Raw genomic sequence first — 20,733 nt, 5'->3', positions numbered from 1 at the left:
TCTACTTCTTACTAAGCAGGTTTTCAGGACGGCAGTCCTGAATCGTTTGGAAGGTAAGAAAAAGAGGATTTCAAGGAGAAAGCGATAGAAACCATACGAAAAGGTTTCTTAGCTGTCTCCTTGGTTAAAGGAAGGATGATAATGGAAATAATAAAGGTGGTAGGGCGTAACCCTACAAAACAAACCTATAACGGTTGTAGGTGAAACCTACATCGTAAACCGCCTTCGGTCCTCGACTAGTATCCCACAAAGTATTCCATCGTTTATTTTCTTTCTTACTAATGTTTTATTGTCTAAAACTTTTATTTCTGCGCCATTTTTTAAGTACAATATTCCATCGTTACATTCTTTTATTTTATTCAAGTTTACAAAGGCAAGGGTTCCATCATTTTTGCAAATCGGTTTTCTTGTCTTTATTCCAATGTAAATGTGGTTTTTGTCAAAGACGTGTGGAAGGGACTTTTTTAGTGAAGAATATTTTTTTATTAGTTCGTGTACTTGTTTCATATCTATTAGTTCTGTTTTTGCTATTTCTTTTAACACTGTATTTATCTTTCTTTTGTCGATTATAGTCTCGCCATTTTCAAGGTATATTTTTGTGGCATCTCCAAATCCTTTTTCATATATTGGTTCGACTGCTACTATATTTTCTTTAAAAAGCATATAAAACCTCCTTAAGGAAAGTATAGCAGAACATATGTTCTTAGTCAATATTCCTTTTATTTTTCTTTTATTCCTGTTTTTTTAATTTTTGTTGTTGGCTTTATTATGTAAGCACCCGGGAATTTAACGCAGCTGCAAGAAAGGTTTTGTTTTGAAAACTGATATGCAGATTGAAAAGATTATTGAAAACAAGGACATGGAAAATGTTGATGCAATTGTAAGGAAGTACCATCCTCTTATAGTTTCTTCTATAAACAGGTACTATAACAAGCCCCATGAGTTTGAGGAGTTATATGATGAGGGTGTGTTGGAGGTTTGTGAAGCTTTAAGGGACTATGATGTTAAAAGGAATGATTCTTTTGGTGGCTATTTGAAGTCGAGACTTTATTTCTTTTATATTAGCAAGAATAAGGTGAAGGAAAGTTTGTCTTTGGATGAGCCTATTGGTGAGGATGATTTAACTTTGATGGACACTTTAATGGATCCTTCAAATATTGAAGAGGATTTTGAAGTGAGGGAAGAGTATAGGGCTCTTTATGAAAGTATTAAAACTTTAACTGATAGGCAGAGGAATGTGCTTTTGGACTTCTATATAAAGAAGGAATCCATTTCTGATATTGCTAAAAACTATGGTGTTAAGTATAGGACTGTGGTTAATACTAAGACTATGGCACTTGAAAAAATGAAAAAATATTTATTGAATGGTAAAAATTTATAATTTTGGAATATACAATTAGGAGGTGAAAGCAATGCTAAAGAGCGTAAAGATGAAACTTGGCTTTGAAGTGGACAGAGACGGCAAGACTAGAATGAAGTCAAAGACTATCTCTAATATTTCTAAAGAAGCTAGTGACGACAATTTAAAGTTAGTTGCATCAAGTCTATATGAACTGATTGATGGAACTAAGGTAGAAACTACTAAAGTTGTTGAATCAACTATTGAGTAGTTTTGAGTGAATGAAAAAAGGAGGTGAATTAGATGGCAAAGTATCTTTCTATGAAGTTTAAAAATGATCATAATGACAGTGGTATTGTTAGACTTGACTATATAAAGGAAGGTTTAACTGATGAAAAGGTAAAGGCTGCTGTTGTGGCGATTGCAAGTAGCAAGGTGCTTGAGGGCAAAAGAGGAGTTCTTGACCAGGCCGTTCAAGCGAGGGTTGTTGAAACAACTTATCAAGATTTTAATATATTTTAGTTAGTCCGGCGTAATGCCGGATTTTAACTATGGAAAGGAGAAGATATGACTGAGTTATTAGAATATGTATCCAATATAGGTTTTCCAATAGTTCTTTCGTGGTTTTTAATTACCAGAATTGAGTCGAAGTTGGAAACGCTATCGGAGAGCATAAAGGAACTTGCCATAGTCATTGAGGGTTTACAGTAAAAAAGAGGGTGTGTCAGGGTTAATCTGACACATCCTTTTTTTACGAGCTTATAAAAAAGCTCGAGGTTTATTTATATGTTATGTAGGTTTTGCCCTACGAAGTGAAGTCCCCCCTTTGTCATACTGAGCGAGCGTAGCGAGTCGAAGTATCTCGAGATTTTCATTGAAAATCTCGGCAAAATTTCGAAATATGTTTTGTAGGGTTTTGCCCTACCACCATTTTTGTTTCTGTTCAATGTCATTTTTTATTCCACCAAGGGGGAAAAAGGAACCGCTTTCTATCGGGCCATTTCCCCCTTGCACCCCCTTTATCTCCCAACGACTTGGGGCCAGCTCCAAGACCCCGTATTGAAAGCTGTAGGAAAGCTAAGGCTTTCTACACTGTGCCTATCGGCACATGATGTATATCGTTTAATTTCTCTAACTTCCAACTTCTCACATCTCACGTCTAAAACAGGGTTCCCCAAACCCCAAAGGAAGTAGTTGAAAATCTTGTTGATTTTCTTGTATTTTTATAGTTGCATTTCATAGGTTTTATTCCGACCTAGAAATATTACACCTCGTAATGTTATTCATTCCAAGACAAAAAACAATCTTATATTCTAATCGCTAACATCCCACTTCTTTTTTATTATGGCTTTAATGATGTTATTGGTGCAACATAAACTCCATCAGGTCTTTTGTAGGCAAATGGAGCTTTTCCGCATAAAACTAACATAAAAGAAGGTTTTTTCATTATTTTTGTATCAATTTTTTCTGCTAATTTTTTAAGGTTTGTGGCTCCTTCTTCTATTAGACTATCTCCTCCTAATTTAATTTCAATAAGACCATATAATCCATTCCTTAGATGAATTACAGCATCACATTCTAAGCCGTTTTTATCTCTGTAGTGATAGATTGTTCCATCTAAATAGTCTGCATAAACTCTTAAATCTCTAATGCACATATTTTCAAACAAAAATCCCATTGTGTTTAAATCGTTTATTAAATCTTTTGGTCCAACTCCAAGGGCAGCGGCTGCAATTGATTGGTCAAGAAAATATCTTGTATCGGTTGTTCTTATAGAGGTTTTTGATCTTAGGTTGGGATTCCAAGCTTTTGAGTCTTCAATAACGAATATTTTTTGCAGGGAATCTAGATAAGAGTACATAGTTTTTTCATCTAAGCTATCAATGTTGTTGGCTAGTACATCTTGCCTTATTGTTTCTAGTGAAGCTTGTGTTCCAACGTGGCGAGCATAGGACTTAAGTAATCTTTTCGCTTTTTCTTTGTCTCTTTCTACGAAGTCAACTCTGCTTATATCAGTTGAAACAACTGCATCATAATAATCTATGGCTTGGAATAGGGCAGGTTTTTTTTCTAAGCCTACTGACGTTGGCCAGCCACCTCTACATATTAAAAAAGCAATGTCTTCTAGAGTTGTATTGTTAGTAGCTCTTATATCTTTATCTTCAAATAGGTCGGATAAAGACACATTTCCAGTTGAATCTTTTGATTCGTATAGGCTCATGGTTCGCATATTCAATCGTGAAATTCTTCCTGTTCCTGTATGCATAGATTCATCCAATTGTGCTGGAACGGCTGATCCTGTTAATATAAATTGTCCAAACTCATCCCTTTGATCCACTTCATATCTCACTGCATTCCATATGTTTGGTGCCAGTTGCCATTCGTCAATAAGTCTTGGAGTTTCCCCTTCTAATAATTGTCTGGGAGAGACTTCTGCCATAGTTTGATATTGTTTTGTTAATTCGGGCTGGTCTATTTCGATAAAACTTTTTGCATGGATTTTTCCTGTTGTAGTTTTTCCACACCACTTAGGTCCTTGGATTAATACGGCGCCTTTTGCTTCTAGTCTATCTTTAAGTAACTGATCTGTTATTCTTGGTAAGTAAGTTTTCATTGTATCCTCCTGGTTTTCTTAAGGATATTATATCATTTATTCCAGTATTTGGCTATGTTTCATTCCAGTATTTGGCTATGTTTCATTCCAGTATTTGGACATAATTCATTCCAGTATTTGGACATAATTCATTCCAGTATTTGGCGATATTATTAAGAAAAAAGCATTTTATTATGGATATGATATAAAATTCGTGAAGAAATTAAGCGAGGGAGGGGTCCTTCGTTTTTTTTTGTTATAGAAATGTTGAGCGATACGTTATAAGGAATATTTTTAAGAAATAAAAATTTTGTTTTCAATTTGCTAGACAGTGTCTGGCAAATTGTTATGTTTTTGTATGGAGACGACGGAGAGTTACATTCCTATGGTGGTAGGGGGGTGATTAGTGTCGTGGAGTAGCGAGATTTTCTAAAAGAAAATCTCGAGGTCCTTCAGCTACAAATTTGCTACGCAAATTTTCCGTTCAGGATGACAGTATGCGGTCTAACGTTCCTAAGAAGAAGATGTACAAAATGCATTATGTGCCGAAAGGCACTAAAAGGAAATCCAACAAGATTTTCTACTTCTTACTAAGCAGGTTTTCAGGACGGCCAGTCCTGAATCGTTTGGAAGGTAAGAAAAAGGGGATTTCAAGGGGAAAGCTATAGAAACCATACGAAAAGGTTTCTTAGCTTTCCTCTTGGTTAAACAAAAAATCAACCTAGTAATAAAAAAGTTGTAGGGATTTCACCCTACAAACCAAAGTTAAAACTAAAAATTGAAAGTTAAACTTTCACAATTAAAAAGTGAGGGCATTCCCTCACTTCTTTAATTTCTTTGCTATTTCGTCTAGGATATTTTTCGTTTTTTCATCTATTGTTACCAGGTTCTTTTGATGGTACTCTGGTTCTTTTACTTTCATTCTGCTCATTTGTTTTTTTAAATTATGGTATTCTACTAACAGCTCTCTTGATGAAAGTCTTGTTCCACCTCGACTTAGTATGGTCTGTTGTATAAGACTGTCGTCGGTGGCAACTCTAATAACATCTCTTTTTCCTGTAAGGTCCAATACTCTTTCTATGTATTGGTCGGCGGTTTCTTTTTGTTTTGTAAAGTATACTGTAATGTTTTTACAAATTCTTTCGCCGATTGTTCTCTCTCCTGTGGCAAGGTAGGCGTCGAACACGAGATATACTTTTTCTTCCCCTAAGGACTGATATTCTGAAAGTATATTTATAAGCTCTTCTCTGGAAGCGTCAAGGCTAATATTGTCTTTTATAGCAATTAGTTTTGGCCATGCGTTTATAATATTGTATCCATCCACAAAGATGATTTTCTTTTTAGACATCTCTTTGCCTTAGGACTTCGTAGCAAACCACTGCACATGCATTTGATGCATTAAGTGAAGTTATTTTTCCACGCATAGGTATTTTGATTAAATCGTCGCAGTTTTTCTTTATCTGCATTGAAATTCCCTTGCCTTCGTTTCCAATAACTATTGCAATTGGTCCTGTTAAATTGATTTTATTGTAATAACTTTTCGCATCGCCATCTGTGCCGTAGACAAATATATTTTTTTCTTTTAGTTCATCAATGGTTCTATTTATATTTGTCACTTTGGCAACTTTTAAGTAGTTGCATGCTCCTGCTGAGGATTTATAAACCGTAGAGTTGATGCTGGCGGATCTCCTCTTTGGAATAATAACGCCATGCACTCCTGCTGTTTCGCAGCTTCTTATTATTGCACCAAGATTATGTGGGTCTTCGATTTCGTCTAGTATGACTATAAAAGGATCTTCATTTCTATTTTTCGCTTCGTTTAAAATATCGTCAACTGATGAGTATTCAAATGAAGATATTGAAGCGATAACCCCTTGGTGAACTTGGCCATTTGCCATATTGTCCAAAGTCTTCTTATCTACGGTCTTTATTATTACATTTTTGTTTTTTGCTCTGCCGATGACTTTTTCTATTGAGCCTTTTAAATTGCCTTTTTGGATGTATAGCTCTTCAACTTTTCCTGTGTTTAAAGCCTCCAAACAGGCGTTTCTTCCATATATTAATTCGTCCATTTTTTCCTTACCTTACTTAGCCTCACGATTCATTATTTCTAAATAGTTTTTGGTACTTTGTGAACCTTCAATTTTTTCTCCCGAACTAAGAACTATTGTTGGAATAAGATTTATTCCTTCTGATTTTGCAATTTCGCTATCTTTTAAAACTTTTTCTAAAAGTGTATCGTCATTTAAAATATTTTCCACGTCGCCGTTTAATTTCAATTTATTTAAAACTTCTTGTAGTACCTTTTCATCATTTATATTTTTAGCTTCTACAAAGTAAGCTGTAAATATTTCGTATGCAAGGTCTAGATATTTTTTGTCATTTTCAAAATTTTTCAAAAGCATATGTGCCTTTGTGGTGTTTAATTCATCTATTTTTGAAAAATCTACATCCAGGCCTTCACTCTTTAATGTATTTGTTGGTCCCATGGTCATTTGAAGTGCCTTTTCCATGCTGACGTTGTATTTTTTACTTAAATTTTCAACGTAGTTAACATTGTCTTTCAATTCAGGGCTTAATCTAAAGGCTGAAAGTTTAAAACTTTCTAATTTACTGTCCTTTAAAGCTTCTTTCATTCTCTTGAGCCCGATTAAACAAAAAGGGCATGTAAAATCCATCCAAACTTTCATTTCTACCTCCTAATACATCCTATTATATCATTCTTTTAATATTTTAAGGGATATTATACAATTATGTTGGAGGTAATTATGGAAAACGCAGTTATTTTACAAGGATTTGAATGGTACTTGCCGGATGATGGCAACCATTATAATAAATTAAAAGAAATGGCGGAACATCTTTCTGAAGTGGGCTTTAGTGCCATATGGCTTCCACCATTTTGCAAGGCCACTGGAACAAATGACGTAGGCTATGGAATCTACGATTTATATGACCTTGGTGAGTTCGACCAAAAGGGCAGTGTTAGGACCAAGTATGGCACTAAGGAAGAATTAAAGTCTTTAATAAACACTCTTCATGAAAAAGGCATTGCGGTGTATGGAGATATTATTTTAAATCACAAGGCAGCGGCGGATGAAGAGGAAGTATTTAAGGCGATACAAGTTGACGAAAACGATAGAAATAAAGAAATTGGCGAAGTTCATGACATTAAAGCATGGACCAAGTTTACATTTCCTGGACGAAAGGGAAAGTATTCTGAGTTCACATGGTTTTTTGAACACTTTTCCGGCGTGGACTACGACTCTTTAAATGATGTTAAGGGAGTTTTTAAAATTGTTGGTGATGGTAAGGGATGGGACTGGGGAGTGTCCAATGAAAAGGGCAACTTCGACTATCTAATGTTTGCAGACATCGACCACAATCACCCAGACGTCAGGGAAGAACTTTTCAATTGGGGCTATTGGATTATTGATGAACTTGCCCTTGATGGAATGAGGTTTGACGCCTTAAAACATATTGGTGATAAGTTTATTTTAGATTTTTGTAATCACATTAAGGCAAAGGAAGATTTAAAGGAAGGTTTTTATCTTTTTGGTGAGTATTGGCTAAGTGACCCAGGCACGGTGAATGGGTATCTATATGACACAAAGTACGATATAGATTTATTTGATGTGGGACTTCATTACAATATGTCCGAGGCATCAAAAAATGGAGATTACGATATAAGGCAAATCTTTGACAACACCTTGGTTAAGGAACATCCAACTATTGCCGTTACATTTGTAGACAACCACGACTCACAGCCGGGACAGGCGCTGGAGTCCTTTGTGGAAGACTGGTTTAAAAAGATTGCCTATGGAATAATTTTACTACAAAAGGACGGTTACCCAACTGTGTTTTGGGGCGACTACATGGGCATGGGAGAACCTGTAAATTCACAAGGACATAGGGATATGATTGAAAATCTTATGTATATTAGACGTGAGTTTGCATATGGAGAGCAAGATATGTACTATGAGTCAGACAAGTTAATTGGGTTTGTAAGACGAGGGGACGAAAATCACAATAAGAAACTTGCAGTACTAATATCCACTGGAGACATGGCAACCTTAAGGATGTTTGTTGGAGAAGAGGAAGCCGGAAAAATTTATAAGGAATATACTGGGAACAACTTAAATGAAATAACCATTGACGACGAAGGCTTTGGTGAATTTGAAGTTGGCCCGGGAACTATAACTTGTTGGAGTGAAAAAGATGAATAAAAATAAAACTAGAAATATTACGCATTACACCATGGAGGAGCTTCGTGAGGCAACACATAAGAAGCTTCATGACAGGGATGTTCATGTGCAGGACATTGCAGACATTGTGTATGAATTACAAAAGGATTACTTTGAAGACCTAACGCCGGAAGCTTGTAGGGAAAATGTTATGGCAGTGCTTTCAAAGAGGGAAGTTTGCCATGCCATATTAACGGGCATTGCCCTAGATGAAATGGCGGAGAAGAATTTACTGGAAGATCCCCTTCTTACAATTATAAAAAATGATGAGGGACTTTATGGAATTGACGAAATAATCCCACTGTCAATTGTAAATATATATGGATCTATTGGCCTAACGAACTTTGGTTACCTTGACAAGGAAAAAATTGGAATCATAAGGGACTTGGACGAAAATAAAAATCCTAAGACGGAAGTAAATACCTTTATGGACGACATTGTGGCGGCGGTGGCGGCTGCTGCAGCAAGTAGGCTTGCCCATGGCAGGAAATAATTTTTACGCCGTAAAGGTTGGTAGAAACCCAGGCGTATATAGAACTTGGGATGAATGTAAAAATGAGACTCAAGGCTTTAGTGGCGCCGTGTATAAAAAGTTTAAGACCAGGGAAGAGGCAGAGAACTTTATTAGTGGTGAAAAGCCTTTAAATAAAGAAGTTGAACAACACGATGTGCCTGAGGACGAATTGGTTTCATACGTTGATGGTTCATACAATGTTAAGACTGGTGTATGTGGCTATGGGGTGGTGATTTTACTAAGGAGTGGAGTTAAGGAACATTTTGGAACTGTGCAAAGGCCAGAGTATGCACAGTATAGAAATGTTACTGGAGAAATTTATGGAACTATTTACGCCATAAAAAAGGCTATTGACATGGGATTTAAAAAAATTCACATCCACTACGATTACGAGGGCATCAGTGCATGGGCCCTTGGAAATTGGAAGACCAACAACGAACTAACTGCGTCATATAGCAGAGAGTTTCAAAGGCTTAGTAAGAATATAGATGTAAAATTTATAAAGGTAGAGGCCCATAGGGGAATAAAATATAATGAACTGGCAGATAAATTAGCGAAAAAAGGTGCGGGAATTAAATGAAAATATTAATTGTCGGTGCAGGAAAGCTTGGAGTTTACCTTGCGAGCTTTCTTGAAGAAAAGGGTCATGAAGTAGGTATAATCGAAAATGACAAAGATAGATTAAATCGTGTTTTAAAATACGATACATTTAACATAAGCCTTGGTGATGCAACGGACACCAATGTGCTTGAAGAGTCCAATATTAAAGATACAGATGTGTTTATAAGTACAACTGCCAATGGGGAAATGAACATGATACTTTGTCTTATGGCGAAAAAACTTGGCGCAAAGAAGACCATTTGTATTTGCGACAATGACAGATACCTGGAACATGTGGAGTTTATGGGAGAAATCTTAAACATAGATTTGATTATAAATCCAAAACTTGAAACAGCTAGGTATATTCTTCGTGAAATCTATTCCCCTGAAGTTATAAGGGTGGATACAATAGACCACGGTAAGTTGCGTATGGTTGAGATGAAGGTTTTGAAAGATGACGAGATGGCGTCCCATAGTCTTTTGGAGCTATCAAACGTATTACCAAAACCAATGCTTGTGGCAGGTATATCCAGGGAGTCAAAAGTTATTATTCCTAGGGGTGATGATGTAATTCTTGAAGGGGATATTATTCATCTTATTTCGAGTAACGACAACTTCATTAAGTTCTTCGGTAGGAGAAATGGAATTGAACCAGGAGAGACCTTTTTTATAATCGGTGGAGGGCTTTTGACCTACTTCCTTGTGGAAAGGCTTGAAAGGTTTGACCACCAAGTGAAGGTTTTAGAGAAAAATAAAAGATTATTAAACCTTTTAAGACGTGACTTTCCAAATTGCGAAGCAGTTTATGACGAAGGCTTTGACATCAATGTGCTGGAAAAGGAAGATATTACAGACTATGAAAATCTCGTCCTACTTTCAAAGATGGATGAAGTCAACATGACCCTTTCACAAATTGCAAAAAATATTGGGGTTAAGAGAGTCTATGCAAATATCTACAGCAAAAAAATATTAGAGGACATCTCACAAAACTATATTGACTTGGCCTTTTCGGAACAGGATGTTGTTCTAAATATAATTAAAAACTTTATTGAGACTAGCCAAAGCATGGAAGATTTAACCATAGACACATTAAAAAATATCTCTAAGTCGAAGATAAAAATAGAAGAGGTGGTTGTGGAAAAGGACAGTGAATATGTAAACCGATTAATTTCCGATATTTCCATTCCGAAGGAGAAACTTATTGCATTTGTCTCAAGGAAAAATAAAATATTGATTCCAAATGGTGACAATGTTTTAAAGCCAAAAGACGTGCTTATAATAATTTCCAAAAGAGAATAAAAAATAATGCAAGAAGTTTAAAAATCTTGTATAATTTCTTATGTAATCAATATTAAGGAGGGGAAAAATGTCTGAAAAATTAACTAAGTTTTTTAAGCTTAATGAAAAAAAGACAGATGTTCGTACTGAAATCATGGCAGGTATTACTACATTTATGACTGTGTCATACATACTTGTTGTAAATCCATCCATACTTTCAGAGGCTGGAATGGACAGAGGTGCAGTTTTCACAGCTACCATAATTGCGTCAGTAATTGCAATTTTACTTATGGGGCTATATGCCAACATGCCATTTGTATTGGCGCCGGGCATGGGACTAAATGCATTCTTTACTTATTCCGTTGTACTTAAGATGGGCAAGAGCTGGCAGTTTGCTCTAACAGCAGTGTTTTTAGAAGGATTAATATTTATACTACTATCATTTTTTAAAGTTAGAGAAGCAATCTTCAGTTCCATACCACTTTCACTAAAGAAGTCGGTGTCAGTAGGTATTGGTATGTTTATTGCCCTAGTAGGTCTTACTTCAGCAAACCTTATTGTTCAAGGGGATGGAGTTATACTTGCCCTTGGAGATATCTATTCCAAAGAGGCCATAGTATTCTTCTTTGCATTTTTAGTTATGGGAATACTTTCAACAAGAAATGTAAAGGGGTCACTATTAATCGGTATTGTTTCATCAACGGTGCTTGCCCTTATACTTGGAGTAACAAAGCTTCCTGAAACTGGAAGTATCTTTTCACTACCACCAAGCTTAAGTCCAATTGCATTTAAACTTGAAATGCACAATATATTTACATGGGAGATGTTAATGGTTGTGTTTACATTCCTATTTGTAGATATATTCGACACAGTTGGAACACTTACTGGGGTTGCGGCAAAGGCAGATATGCTTGATGAAAACGGAGACCTACCGGGAGTGTCAAGGGCACTAATGGCAGATGCCATTGGAACAACATGTGGTGCATTACTTGGAACATCTACAGTAACAACATTTGTTGAATCTGCATCGGGAGTTGCAGAAGGAGGAAGAACAGGCCTTACATCACTATCTGCAGGGGCACTATTCCTAGTTTCACTATTCTTCTTCCCGCTATTTTCAATTGTGCCACCGGCAGCAACATCAGCGGCGCTTGTAATAGTTGGAGTGTTTATGATGAGTCCAATTTTGGATGTGGACTTAAATGACTATTCAGAAGCAATTCCATCATTTATAACAATCATAATGATGCCTTTTGGATATTCAATAGCTGAAGGTATCTGCTTCGGTATGATATCATATGTAATCTTAAAACTTGCAGGAGGAAAGAAGAAAGACGTTTCTCCTCTAATGGTAGTTCTTGCCATAATATTCTTAATAAAATTACTTGCACCAAAGATTTTTGGATAATAAAAAGGGGTTACCAATTGGTAGCCCCTATTTTTTAAAATATTTTTGTCTTATTTATCATTTCGTTTTTCATTTCCCAAAGCTTTTGAGATAGGTCTACGATGTAGATGTGTGGAAATTCAAAACGTTGAACTTCTTCCCAAAGCATTGAAACTTCACTTTCCTTTTTCTTTTTAATATCTTCAAGGGAAGGTAGATTATAAACTCTTTTTCCATTTTCAAAGATTGGAACTAAAAGTTTTTTTGAATGGAAATTTGTTAAAGTTTTTCTCTTCCATGTGTGCACCGGATGAAATATTTCAATTTCATCTTTATTTATTTCTTCATCATGAAGACATACTAGGTCTGCTATGGCCTTGTTGTCGTCATTGTCGTAAAATCTATAAACCTGTTTAAAACCAGGTGTTGTAATCTTTTCAACATTTTCACTAATTTTTATCTTTGGAGTTATGTTGCCGTTTTCTTCCGTTGCAACAAGTTTATAAACGCCACCAAATACTGGATTGGACATTGATGTAATAAGTCTTTCTCCAACGCCGAAGGAGTCAACTATTGCGCCTTGGTCAAGCATATCCTTTATTTTAAATTCGTCTAGTGCAGAAGATGCAACTATTTTACAGTCTTCATATCCCGCTTCGTCAAGCATCTTTCTTGCCTTCTTAGATAGGTATGCGATATCTCCACTGTCCAGTCTTATTCCCACAGGTCTCTTGCCCATTGGTTTTAAAACTTCGTCAAACACCTTTATTGCATTTGGTATGCCAGACTTCAAAGTGTCGTATGTGTCCACAAGTAATGTGGTGTCATCAGGGAAGGTTTCAGCATAGGCTCTAAAGGCTTCAAATTCATTTTCAAACATCATAACCCAAGAGTGTGCCATTGTACCAAGGGCTGGCACTCCATATAGCTTGTCGGCGTATGCATTGGCGCTTCCTACAACGCCACCGATATATGCGGCTCTGGCACCAATTGTGGCAGCATCTGCACCTTGCGCCCTTCTTGAACCAAACTCCATAACAGCACGTCCATCGGCGGACTTGACAATACGATTTGTCTTTGTGGCAATTAGAGTTTGGTGGTTTATAAGTATTAGTGACATGGTTTCAATCATCTGTGCTTGAATTGCAGGCCCTCTAACAATAAGCAGTGGTTCATTTGGGAATACTACAGTTCCCTCTTCCATTGCCCACACATCACATTCGAATTTAAAATTTTTCAAATAGTCAATAAATTCATCGGAGAAGATGCCCTTGCTCTTAAAATATTCAATGTCGTCATCTTCAAAATGTAAGTTTTCAATATAATGTACAAACTGCTCAAGGCCTGCGAAGATTGCAAAGCCTCCCTTGTCGGGAACGGATCTAAAGTATAAATCGAAATAGGTTATATGCTCATGTACTTTTTCTTTTAGGTAACCATTTGCCATTGTAAACTCGTAGAAGTCTGCAAGTAGTGACAGGTTACGCTCATCTTTCCAGTTAATCATTTTGTCCTCCTTATGGGTATAGTTATATTATACCCCTTTTATTAAAAGCTGTAAGGGGTATAATATAAGTAGTAACAATTATCAATGGAAGGAAGGGTGATGCTTTGAAAAAGTTAAGTATAAGAGTAGAGGGAATGACATGTGAGGCATGTTCAGCGAGAATTGAAAAGGTGCTTTCAAAGATGGAAGAGGTTGAAAGTGTAAATGTAAATTCTGTCACAGGACTTGCCGCTGTGGAATTAAATTCGGAAGAAAATATAAATGAAATTCCACAAAAAATTGAAAAGGCAGGATTTAAAGTGCCTTTGCAAACCGTAAAGCTAGACATTACAGGTATGAGCTGTGAGGCATGTGCAGCAAGAATAACAAAATTACTAAACAAGCTTCCCATTGAAGAAGCCGTTATAAATTCAATTACTAACTCGGGAGTGGTACGTTTTAAAAATGGCCTTGTAACGGAAGATGAAATAATAAAGCAGGTTGAAAAGGCGGGTTATGGTGCCACTGTAGATAAAGATGAAGACAATGTAATAAATCGTGATGACAGGGAGCTAAAGGGATTAAAGAGAGATTTAATTATATCTTTAATCTTCACCATACCACTTTTTTCTGCCATGTTTTTCCACATGGCAGGCATGCATATATTTTTATTAAATGGATGGGTGCAACTTGCCCTTGCAATTCCAGTACAGTTTTACATTGGAAGGAGATTTTATAAAGGTGCCTTCAACTCCATAAGAGGTGGGGGAGCCAACATGGACGTTTTAATAGTCATGGGTACTTCCGCGGCGTTTTTCTTTTCACTATATCACACCATAATTGGATCAAGCGAGCTCTATTATGAATCCTCAGCGGTGATTATAACCTTAATACTGCTAGGAAAGTATTTTGAAAAGAGGGCAAAAACTAGAACCACCGATGCCATAAATAAGCTTATGGAACTACAAGCAAAGACTGCAGTGGTAGAAAGAGATGGAGAAGTTATAGAGATACCCATAGAAGAAGTTGTGGTCGGCGATATAATTGACGTCAGGCCGGGAGAAAAAGTTGCTGTAGATGGGAAGATTATTTTTGGAGAAACCTCCATTGATGAAGCCATGGTAACAGGAGAGTCCATTCCAAGGGAAAAGACAGTTGGCGACGAAGTTATCGGCGGAACCATAAATAAAAATGGATTTATAAAGTTTGAAGCCACTAAGGTTGGCAAGGACACCATGCTTTCACAAATTGTTAAGCTAGTGGAAGAGGCGCAAGAACACAAGGCGCCGGTGCAAAGACTGGCAGACAAAATTGCGGGAGTTTTCGTGCCATCCGTAATTGTAATTGCAATCTTCACCTTTGCCATTACATGGTTTGTAAAAAAATCAATTGACCCTGCCATAATGCACGCAGTGGCAGTACTAGTAATCGCATGTCCATGTTCACTGGGCCTTGCCACACCAACGGCAATTATGGTTGGAACAGGGCGAGGAGCAAACTTAGGTATATTAATAAAGTCTGGCGAGTACCTAGAGAGGGCATGTAAAATTGACTCTGTGGTATTCGACAAGACTGGAACACTAACTGAAGGAAAGCCTGTAGTAAAGTCTGTGGAAAATTATTCGGACATTAGTGAAGAAGACATGCTTAAAATATTTTCATCATTAGAAAATGCATCACAACATCCACTGGGAGAAGCTGTGGTGAACTATTGTAAAGAAAATAAAATCGAAATGGTTGAAGTTTCAAATTTTGATTCACTAACCGGAAAGGGAGTTTCTGGAAGTATTGATGGAGTTAATTACTTTATTGGAAATAGAAAGCTAATGGATGAAAAAAATATTTCCTACTCTATTGAGGATATAGAAAAATTGCAAGGAAAGGGCGAGACACCACTAATGCTCTTTGACGAAAAGAGTCTTCTTGGAATAATCTCCGTTGCAGACGAAGTTAAGGAAAGCTCCAAAGATGCTATAGATAGGATTCATGAAATGGGTATAGAAACCTATATGATTACAGGAGACAGCAAGAGGGCGGCAAATGCAATTGCAAAGAGCCTACACATTGAAAAGGTCTATGCGGAAGTTCTGCCACAGGACAAGTCCGATAAGATAAAGGAAATAAAGAATGAAGGCAAAGTTGTTGCCATGGTTGGAGATGGAATAAACGACGCACCAGCACTGGCACAGGCGGACATCGGTTTTGCCATTGGCACAGGGACCGACGTTGCCATTGAGGCGTCAGACATAACCATAATAAATGGAGATATAAAATCCGTTGTTAAGGCAATAGAACTTTCAAAGAGGACCATGAGGACAATAAAACAAAATCTATTTTGGGCATTCTTTTACAATGTAATCGGAATACCAATTGCAGCACTGGGATTTTTAAATCCAATGATTGCAGGGGCGGCAATGGCATTTAGTTCTGTTTCAGTTGTAACCAATTCACTTAGATTAAAATCATTTAAATAGGAGGAACATATGGAAACATTATTAATCGTTGATGGAATGACTTGTTCACACTGTGAAGCTTCAGTGAGAAAGGCACTGGAAGAAGTTAAAGGTGTGGAGAAGGTAGATGTGGATCTTTCCACAAAAGAAGTTAAAGTAACTCATAATGATGTATCAAATGAGAAACTAAAAGAGGCAGTGGAAGACATTGGCTTTGATGTTTCATCAATAAAATAAACATGGGGAAGTGAAATACTTCCCTATTTTTTATAAAAATACTTGACATATGCTGAAAAATTTGATGTAATAATATGTTTACCAAACTTGATTTATATATTATAATGATAGTAGAGGTGAAAAAATGTTTGAAATAGGTGACAAAATAGTCTATCCAATGCATGGTGCTGGAGTCATAGTTGAAAAGACACTTAAGACCATACTGGGCGTGGAAAAGGAATACTATATTCTTTCAATTCCCGTTGGAGAAATTAAAATATCTGTACCAATAGACAAGATTAACGACATGGGAATACGAACAATTGTAGACGAGTCTAAAATCGACGACATTCTAAGTACATTGAAGTTAAAAGATGTTGAAATCAATTCTAATTGGAATGAAAGATATAGAGAAAACTTAGAAAAACTTCGTCTAGGCGAGCTCCAAGGCATTGCAGAAGTGTTTAGAGATTTATACACTCTCGATTTGGACAGAGGACTATCAATGGCAGAAAAGAAACTTTTACACAGTTCAAAGAAGATGCTAATTTCAGAACTTTCAGTTGTGGAAGGAAAGAAAGTTGCGGAAGTTGAAAACAATTTAGAGAACCTATTTAAAAATGAAAACAAATAGAAGGAGGTGCTACTTTGGCTAAAAGAGTAGTCAATGTACTAATGACTCTCTTAGGGGCAATTTTTGGTTTTACCATAGTCTACTTAATTGACAAGACAAAGGTTGTTTCAGGGTTACCCACATATTGGAGAATAGGCATATATGCTATAGGAATTATTCTTTTTGCTATTATTTTTTATAATTTCTTTCCAAAGATGTTAAATGGATTGGAAAAATCTGCGGAAAGAGCTTCAACATATATGAAGAAACTCTCCGTTCAGGAACTTATTAGCACAGCAGTGGGAACGATTTTAGGAATTTTCGTGGCGTTTTTAATCTCCATGTTAATTATCCAAATCAAATTACCTGTTGTTGGCAATGTTCCATTTATTATACTTTCAATAATAATTTACATTACCCTGGGCTACATTGGAATGAGACTTGGTATGCAGTGGTTTAAAGAGACTGGAAGTATTTTAGAAAAGATAAGAGCGGGCATCGATAGACCTGCAAAGGAAACTGCAGACGGCCTTATAAAAATACTTGATACCTCGGTAATCATTGACGGTAGAATCAAAGACATAATAGACACTGGATTTTTAGACGGAAAGATTGTAATACCAATATTTGTATTGGAAGAGTTACAACATATTGCAGATTCTGACAACGACTTGAGAAGAAAGAAGGGACGAAGAGGCTTAGACATTCTTCGTATGATCCAAAACGATTCAAGTCTACCGGTGGAAGTGTCCCATAAGAGATATCGTGAAATTAAGGAAGTTGATTCAAAACTTCTACAGATGGCGCTGGACGTTGGTGGAAAACTTGTAACCAACGACTACAACTTAAACAAGGTTGCAGCAGTTAGGAATGTTGAAGTGTTAAACATAAACGAACTGGCAAATGCAATGAAGTCCATAGTTATACCTGGCGAACAGATGACAGTTACCATAATCAAAGACGGCAAGGAGTCCAACCAAGGTATTGCATACCTAATAGACGGCACCATGGTAGTCGTGGAAGATGGTAAGAAATACATTGGCCAAACTGTTGATGCAACAGTTACATCAGTTCTTCAAACTGCGGCGGGCAAAATGATATTTGTAAGAATTAACTAGGACCTTTTGGGTCCTTTTTAATATTAGGAGGAGACATGTTAACAGAAAAAAACATTTCAAGATTTATATTTCTAGTTGGAATTTTGATTTTAATTATTGCATTTGTATTTAAAGACGCAAAACTTTCCTTTCTGGGAGGCGTAAGACCCATAGGACTTGCTACTGTATTTATTTGTCCAACCATTGGAATAATAGGACTACTATGTGCAAGGAGTCAAAGGGACTATGTATTTATGTTTCTAAATTTTCTACTTATAATTTCATTTTTTATAATTATGTCAATTGGATACATGATTGCAGGAGCATAGGTAGTTATATGGTATAATTTTCATATGGACGATAAGATTTTAAATAAAGGCATCTCCGTTATTATTACTGCAGCAGGCAGTGGAACTAGAATGGGGACAGAATTGCCAAAACAATTTTTAAAACTTAATAATCGAGAGATAATTCACAGAACCGTTGGAAAATTTTTCCACCTTCCCTTTGTACGTGAAATAATTATTGTGGTTTCAGAAACGGAAATTGATAGATGTTCTGAAATATTAAAGGACTATTCATCGAAACTAAAATTTGCAAAGGGCGGTGCCACAAGGGAAGAGTCTACCTTTAATGGGTTAAGCCAGGTGTCTAAGGATTCAGAAATCGTAATTACACATGACGGCGTAAGGCCATTTGTAAAGAAAGACACCATTATTGGCGCATTAAAAGAAGTGAGGGAAAACGAAGCTGTGGTAGTATGCGTTCCTATGAAGGACACCATAAAAAATGCAAAGGCGGGCTACATAGCTTACACTCCCAACAGGGAAGAGCTTTACAACGCCCAAACACCACAGATTTTTTACAAGGACGCCCTAGTAAAGGGATATGAAAAAGCCTTTAAAGAAAATATAAAAGTTACCGACGACTCGTCACTAATGGAAGTTATTGGACAAAAGGTAAAAATATATATTGGCGAATACGACAATATTAAGATCACAACTAAAGAAGATTTAATCATTGGAGAAATTCTTGCAAAGATGGAGGACGAAAATTGAGAATTGGATTTGGATACGATGTGCATAAACTTGTGGAAGGAAGAGACTTAATCCTTGGAGGAAAGAAAATAGAATTTGAAAAAGGACTTCTTGGCCACTCCGATGCAGATGTGTTGGTGCACGCCATTATGGACGGAGTACTTGGGGCCCTTGCCATGGGAGACATTGGAAAATTATTTCCAGACACTGACATGCAGTACAAAGACATAGACTCCATGGTGCTTTTAGAGAGAGTCGTTCAAGTTATGGACAAAGAGGGATACAAAATTGGAAATATCGACTCCACCATTGCTTGTGAAATGCCAAAGATATCTCCACATACTATGGACATGAGAGAAAATATTGCAAAAGTTTTAAAAACAGATGTAAAAAATATTTCCATAAAGGCAAGCACTACAGAAAAGATGGGCTTCGAAGGAAGAGGCGAAGGCATAACTTGCTATGCGGTGGTACTTTTAGAAGAAAAATAGTTGAATTGTAAGATATAAAATGCTACAATGAAATTACGAATTGAATACTTACTTATTAAGAGTGGTGGAGGGAAAGGCCCTATGAAACCCGGCAACCTATTAAATTAGGTGCTAAGTCCTGCAGTTTATCTGAAAAATAAGATTTTAGAACCTTGCTTTTCAGCGAGGTTTTTTTTATGAAGGAGGAAAAATGACAAAAAAATTATTCACATCAGAATCAGTAACAGAAGGTCATCCAGATAAAATTTGTGATCAAATTTCAGACGCAATACTGGATTCAATATTAGAAAATGACAAAAACGCTCGTGTTGCATGTGAAACCCTAACAACAACAGGCGCAGTAATAGTAGCTGGAGAAATTTCCACAAACACATATGTGGACATACCGACAATAGTTAGAGAAACCGTTAGAGAAATAGGATACGATAGAGGTAAGTATGGATTCGACTGCGACACATGTGCAGTATTCACTTCAATAAATGAACAGTCAAAGGACATTGCCCTTGGCGTTGACAACTCCATGGAAGCAAAAGAGGGAGACGAAGATAAATTCGATAAAATTGGAGCAGGGGACCAAGGAATGGTGTTTGGTTATGCTTGTAACGAAACAAAAGAATTAATTCCACTTCCACTTTCACTTTCACACAAGCTTTGTAAAAACCTTACAAAACTTAGAAAAGATAAAGTATTAGACTATTTAAGACCAGATGGCAAGTCACAAGTGACAGTTGAATACGAAAATGGAAAGCCAACTAGAGTAGACGCAGTGGTAGTATCATCACAACACGACCCAAATGTAACAACAGAGGACTTAAGAAAAGACATTAAGGAAAAATTAATCCTAAAGACAATTCCACAGGAACTTATAGACGAAAACACAAAATTCTACATCAACCCAACAGGCAGATTTGAAATTGGTGGACCAATGGGAGATGCAGGACTAACAGGAAGAAAGATTATCGTTGACACATACGGTGGTTTTTCAAAACATGGCGGCGGAGCATTCTCTGGCAAAGACCCAACAAAGGTAGATAGATCTGGTGCTTACATGGCAAGATACATCGCAAAAAACCTTGTTGCATCAGGACTATGTGACAAAGTAGAAGTGGGCCTTGCATATGCAATTGGAGTTGCAAAACCAGTTTCAATCTTCGTAGATAGTTTCGAAACAGGAAAGGTATCAGATGAAAAACTAGCAGAAATAATTAGAGATAACTTTGATACAAGACCAGCGGCAATAATAGAAAACTTAAACCTAAGAAGACCAATTTACAAAAAGACTGCAAGCTACGGTCACTTCGGTAGAAATGACGAAGGCTTCCCATGGGAAGAAGTAGACAAGGCAGAAGAATTAAAAAAATATTTATAGTATAGGGAGTGCACTGCAC

Annotated in this window: 23 protein-coding genes and 1 riboswitch; of the genes, 17 read left to right on the top strand and 6 right to left on the bottom strand. The window is 36.6% G+C overall.

The annotated features are described in order from the left end of the window. Positions 1-207: 207 nt before the first annotated feature. On the bottom strand, positions 208-663 hold the full coding sequence (locus WKS98_RS06375; protein WP_498917881.1) for a hypothetical protein: 456 nt from the start codon (positions 661-663) through the stop codon (positions 208-210). Positions 664-859: 196 nt separating this feature from the next. Here WKS98_RS06375 and WKS98_RS06370 point away from each other — a divergent pair, with 196 nt between their 5' ends. From WKS98_RS06370 to WKS98_RS06355, 4 genes are read left to right on the top strand one after another with little or no spacing between them, the layout of a single operon-like run. Beyond that, complete coding sequence (locus WKS98_RS06370; RefSeq protein ID WP_498917880.1) at positions 860-1,381, top strand: sigma-70 family RNA polymerase sigma factor; 522 nt, start codon at positions 860-862, stop codon at positions 1,379-1,381. Between the two features lie 31 nt (positions 1,382-1,412). After that, positions 1,413-1,610 carry a DUF1659 domain-containing protein gene (locus tag WKS98_RS06365; protein ID WP_498917878.1) on the top strand — a complete coding sequence of 66 codons (198 nt, stop codon included), beginning with the start codon at positions 1,413-1,415 and terminating at the stop codon, positions 1,608-1,610. Positions 1,611-1,642: 32 nt separating this feature from the next. After that, positions 1,643-1,861 (top strand): DUF2922 domain-containing protein, encoded by a 219-nt coding sequence (locus tag WKS98_RS06360; RefSeq protein ID WP_498917877.1) that lies wholly within the window; start codon positions 1,643-1,645, stop codon positions 1,859-1,861. A gap of 45 nt (positions 1,862-1,906) precedes the next feature. Further along, positions 1,907-2,050 (top strand): YvrJ family protein, encoded by a 144-nt coding sequence (locus WKS98_RS06355; RefSeq protein ID WP_237036835.1) that lies wholly within the window; start codon positions 1,907-1,909, stop codon positions 2,048-2,050. A gap of 631 nt (positions 2,051-2,681) precedes the next feature. Here the strand turns inward: WKS98_RS06355 and WKS98_RS06350 are convergent. From WKS98_RS06350 to WKS98_RS06335, 4 genes are all read right to left on the bottom strand, one after another. Then, on the bottom strand, positions 2,682-3,953 hold the full coding sequence (locus WKS98_RS06350; RefSeq protein ID WP_498917875.1) for an ATP-binding protein: 1,272 nt from the start codon (positions 3,951-3,953) through the stop codon (positions 2,682-2,684). A 799-nt stretch (positions 3,954-4,752) separates the two neighbouring features. Continuing rightward, on the bottom strand, positions 4,753-5,280 hold the full coding sequence (locus tag WKS98_RS06345) for an NYN domain-containing protein (protein ID WP_498917873.1): 528 nt from the start codon (positions 5,278-5,280) through the stop codon (positions 4,753-4,755). Next, a complete protein-coding gene (gene rlmB, locus WKS98_RS06340) occupies positions 5,273-6,004 on the bottom strand; it encodes a 23S rRNA (guanosine(2251)-2'-O)-methyltransferase RlmB (protein WP_498917872.1) in 732 nt (243 codons plus the stop codon). Before rlmB ends, WKS98_RS06345 begins: the two co-directional genes overlap by 8 nt. Positions 6,005-6,016: 12 nt before the next feature. Further along, on the bottom strand, positions 6,017-6,622 hold the full coding sequence (locus WKS98_RS06335; RefSeq protein ID WP_498917870.1) for a DsbA family protein: 606 nt from the start codon (positions 6,620-6,622) through the stop codon (positions 6,017-6,019). 78 nt (positions 6,623-6,700) lie between these two features. On the opposite strand from WKS98_RS06335, the gene WKS98_RS06330 reads away from it, so the two are divergent. From WKS98_RS06330 to WKS98_RS06310, 5 genes are all read left to right on the top strand, one after another. Then, a complete protein-coding gene (locus WKS98_RS06330; protein ID WP_498917869.1) occupies positions 6,701-8,155 on the top strand; it encodes an alpha-amylase in 1,455 nt (484 codons plus the stop codon). Further along, positions 8,148-8,666 carry a phosphatidylglycerophosphatase A family protein gene (locus WKS98_RS06325; RefSeq protein ID WP_498917867.1) on the top strand — a complete coding sequence of 173 codons (519 nt, stop codon included), beginning with the start codon at positions 8,148-8,150 and terminating at the stop codon, positions 8,664-8,666. Before WKS98_RS06330 ends, WKS98_RS06325 begins: the two co-directional genes overlap by 8 nt. After that, complete coding sequence (locus tag WKS98_RS06320; protein WP_498917865.1) at positions 8,653-9,267, top strand: ribonuclease H1 domain-containing protein; 615 nt, start codon at positions 8,653-8,655, stop codon at positions 9,265-9,267. Before WKS98_RS06325 ends, WKS98_RS06320 begins: the two co-directional genes overlap by 14 nt. Beyond that, positions 9,264-10,586: a Trk system potassium transporter TrkA gene (trkA, locus tag WKS98_RS06315; RefSeq protein WP_498917864.1), complete on the top strand. Its 1,323-nt coding sequence runs from the start codon at positions 9,264-9,266 to the stop codon at positions 10,584-10,586. Before WKS98_RS06320 ends, trkA begins: the two co-directional genes overlap by 4 nt. 67 nt (positions 10,587-10,653) lie before the next feature. Beyond that, positions 10,654-11,973: an NCS2 family permease gene (locus WKS98_RS06310; protein WP_498917862.1), complete on the top strand. Its 1,320-nt coding sequence runs from the start codon at positions 10,654-10,656 to the stop codon at positions 11,971-11,973. Between the two features lie 34 nt (positions 11,974-12,007). Here WKS98_RS06310 and WKS98_RS06305 read toward each other — a convergent pair whose 3' ends face one another. Next, a complete protein-coding gene (locus WKS98_RS06305) occupies positions 12,008-13,459 on the bottom strand; it encodes a nicotinate phosphoribosyltransferase (RefSeq protein ID WP_498917860.1) in 1,452 nt (483 codons plus the stop codon). Positions 13,460-13,563: 104 nt separating this feature from the next. On the opposite strand from WKS98_RS06305, the gene WKS98_RS06300 reads away from it, so the two are divergent. From WKS98_RS06300 to metK, 8 genes are all read left to right on the top strand, one after another. Beyond that, complete coding sequence (locus WKS98_RS06300) at positions 13,564-15,912, top strand: heavy metal translocating P-type ATPase (RefSeq protein WP_498917858.1); 2,349 nt, start codon at positions 13,564-13,566, stop codon at positions 15,910-15,912. A 9-nt stretch (positions 15,913-15,921) separates the two neighbouring features. Then, positions 15,922-16,128, top strand: coding sequence for a heavy-metal-associated domain-containing protein (locus tag WKS98_RS06295; RefSeq protein WP_498917856.1), 207 nt, complete (start codon positions 15,922-15,924; stop codon positions 16,126-16,128). 124 nt (positions 16,129-16,252) lie between these two features. After that, on the top strand, positions 16,253-16,741 hold the full coding sequence (locus WKS98_RS06290) for a CarD family transcriptional regulator (RefSeq protein WP_498917854.1): 489 nt from the start codon (positions 16,253-16,255) through the stop codon (positions 16,739-16,741). A gap of 14 nt (positions 16,742-16,755) precedes the next feature. Next, on the top strand, positions 16,756-17,838 hold the full coding sequence (locus WKS98_RS06285) for a PIN/TRAM domain-containing protein (protein ID WP_498917852.1): 1,083 nt from the start codon (positions 16,756-16,758) through the stop codon (positions 17,836-17,838). Between the two features lie 35 nt (positions 17,839-17,873). Further along, entirely contained in the window at positions 17,874-18,146 is a 273-nt protein-coding gene (locus tag WKS98_RS06280) for a hypothetical protein (protein WP_498917850.1), read from the top strand. A gap of 24 nt (positions 18,147-18,170) precedes the next feature. Then, positions 18,171-18,875 (top strand): 2-C-methyl-D-erythritol 4-phosphate cytidylyltransferase, encoded by a 705-nt coding sequence (gene ispD, locus WKS98_RS06275; protein WP_498917849.1) that lies wholly within the window; start codon positions 18,171-18,173, stop codon positions 18,873-18,875. Beyond that, positions 18,872-19,345 carry a 2-C-methyl-D-erythritol 2,4-cyclodiphosphate synthase gene (ispF, locus tag WKS98_RS06270; protein ID WP_498917848.1) on the top strand — a complete coding sequence of 158 codons (474 nt, stop codon included), beginning with the start codon at positions 18,872-18,874 and terminating at the stop codon, positions 19,343-19,345. The genes ispD and ispF overlap by 4 nt, the downstream gene beginning before the upstream one ends. Positions 19,346-19,394: 49 nt before the next feature. Then, positions 19,395-19,488: riboswitch (SAM riboswitch) on the top strand. A 47-nt stretch (positions 19,489-19,535) separates the two neighbouring features. Continuing rightward, the gene (gene metK, locus WKS98_RS06265) at positions 19,536-20,714 is read left to right on the top strand and encodes a methionine adenosyltransferase (protein ID WP_498917846.1); all 1,179 of its coding nucleotides are present in this window, start codon (positions 19,536-19,538) and stop codon (positions 20,712-20,714) included. Positions 20,715-20,733 lie beyond the last annotated feature (19 nt).

Source organism: Lagierella sp. ICN-221743 (assembly GCF_037890055.1).
In the GTDB taxonomy this organism is placed as follows: domain Bacteria; phylum Bacillota; class Clostridia; order Tissierellales; family Peptoniphilaceae; genus Mediannikoviicoccus.
This window is presented reverse-complemented; position numbering and strand designations above follow the sequence as displayed.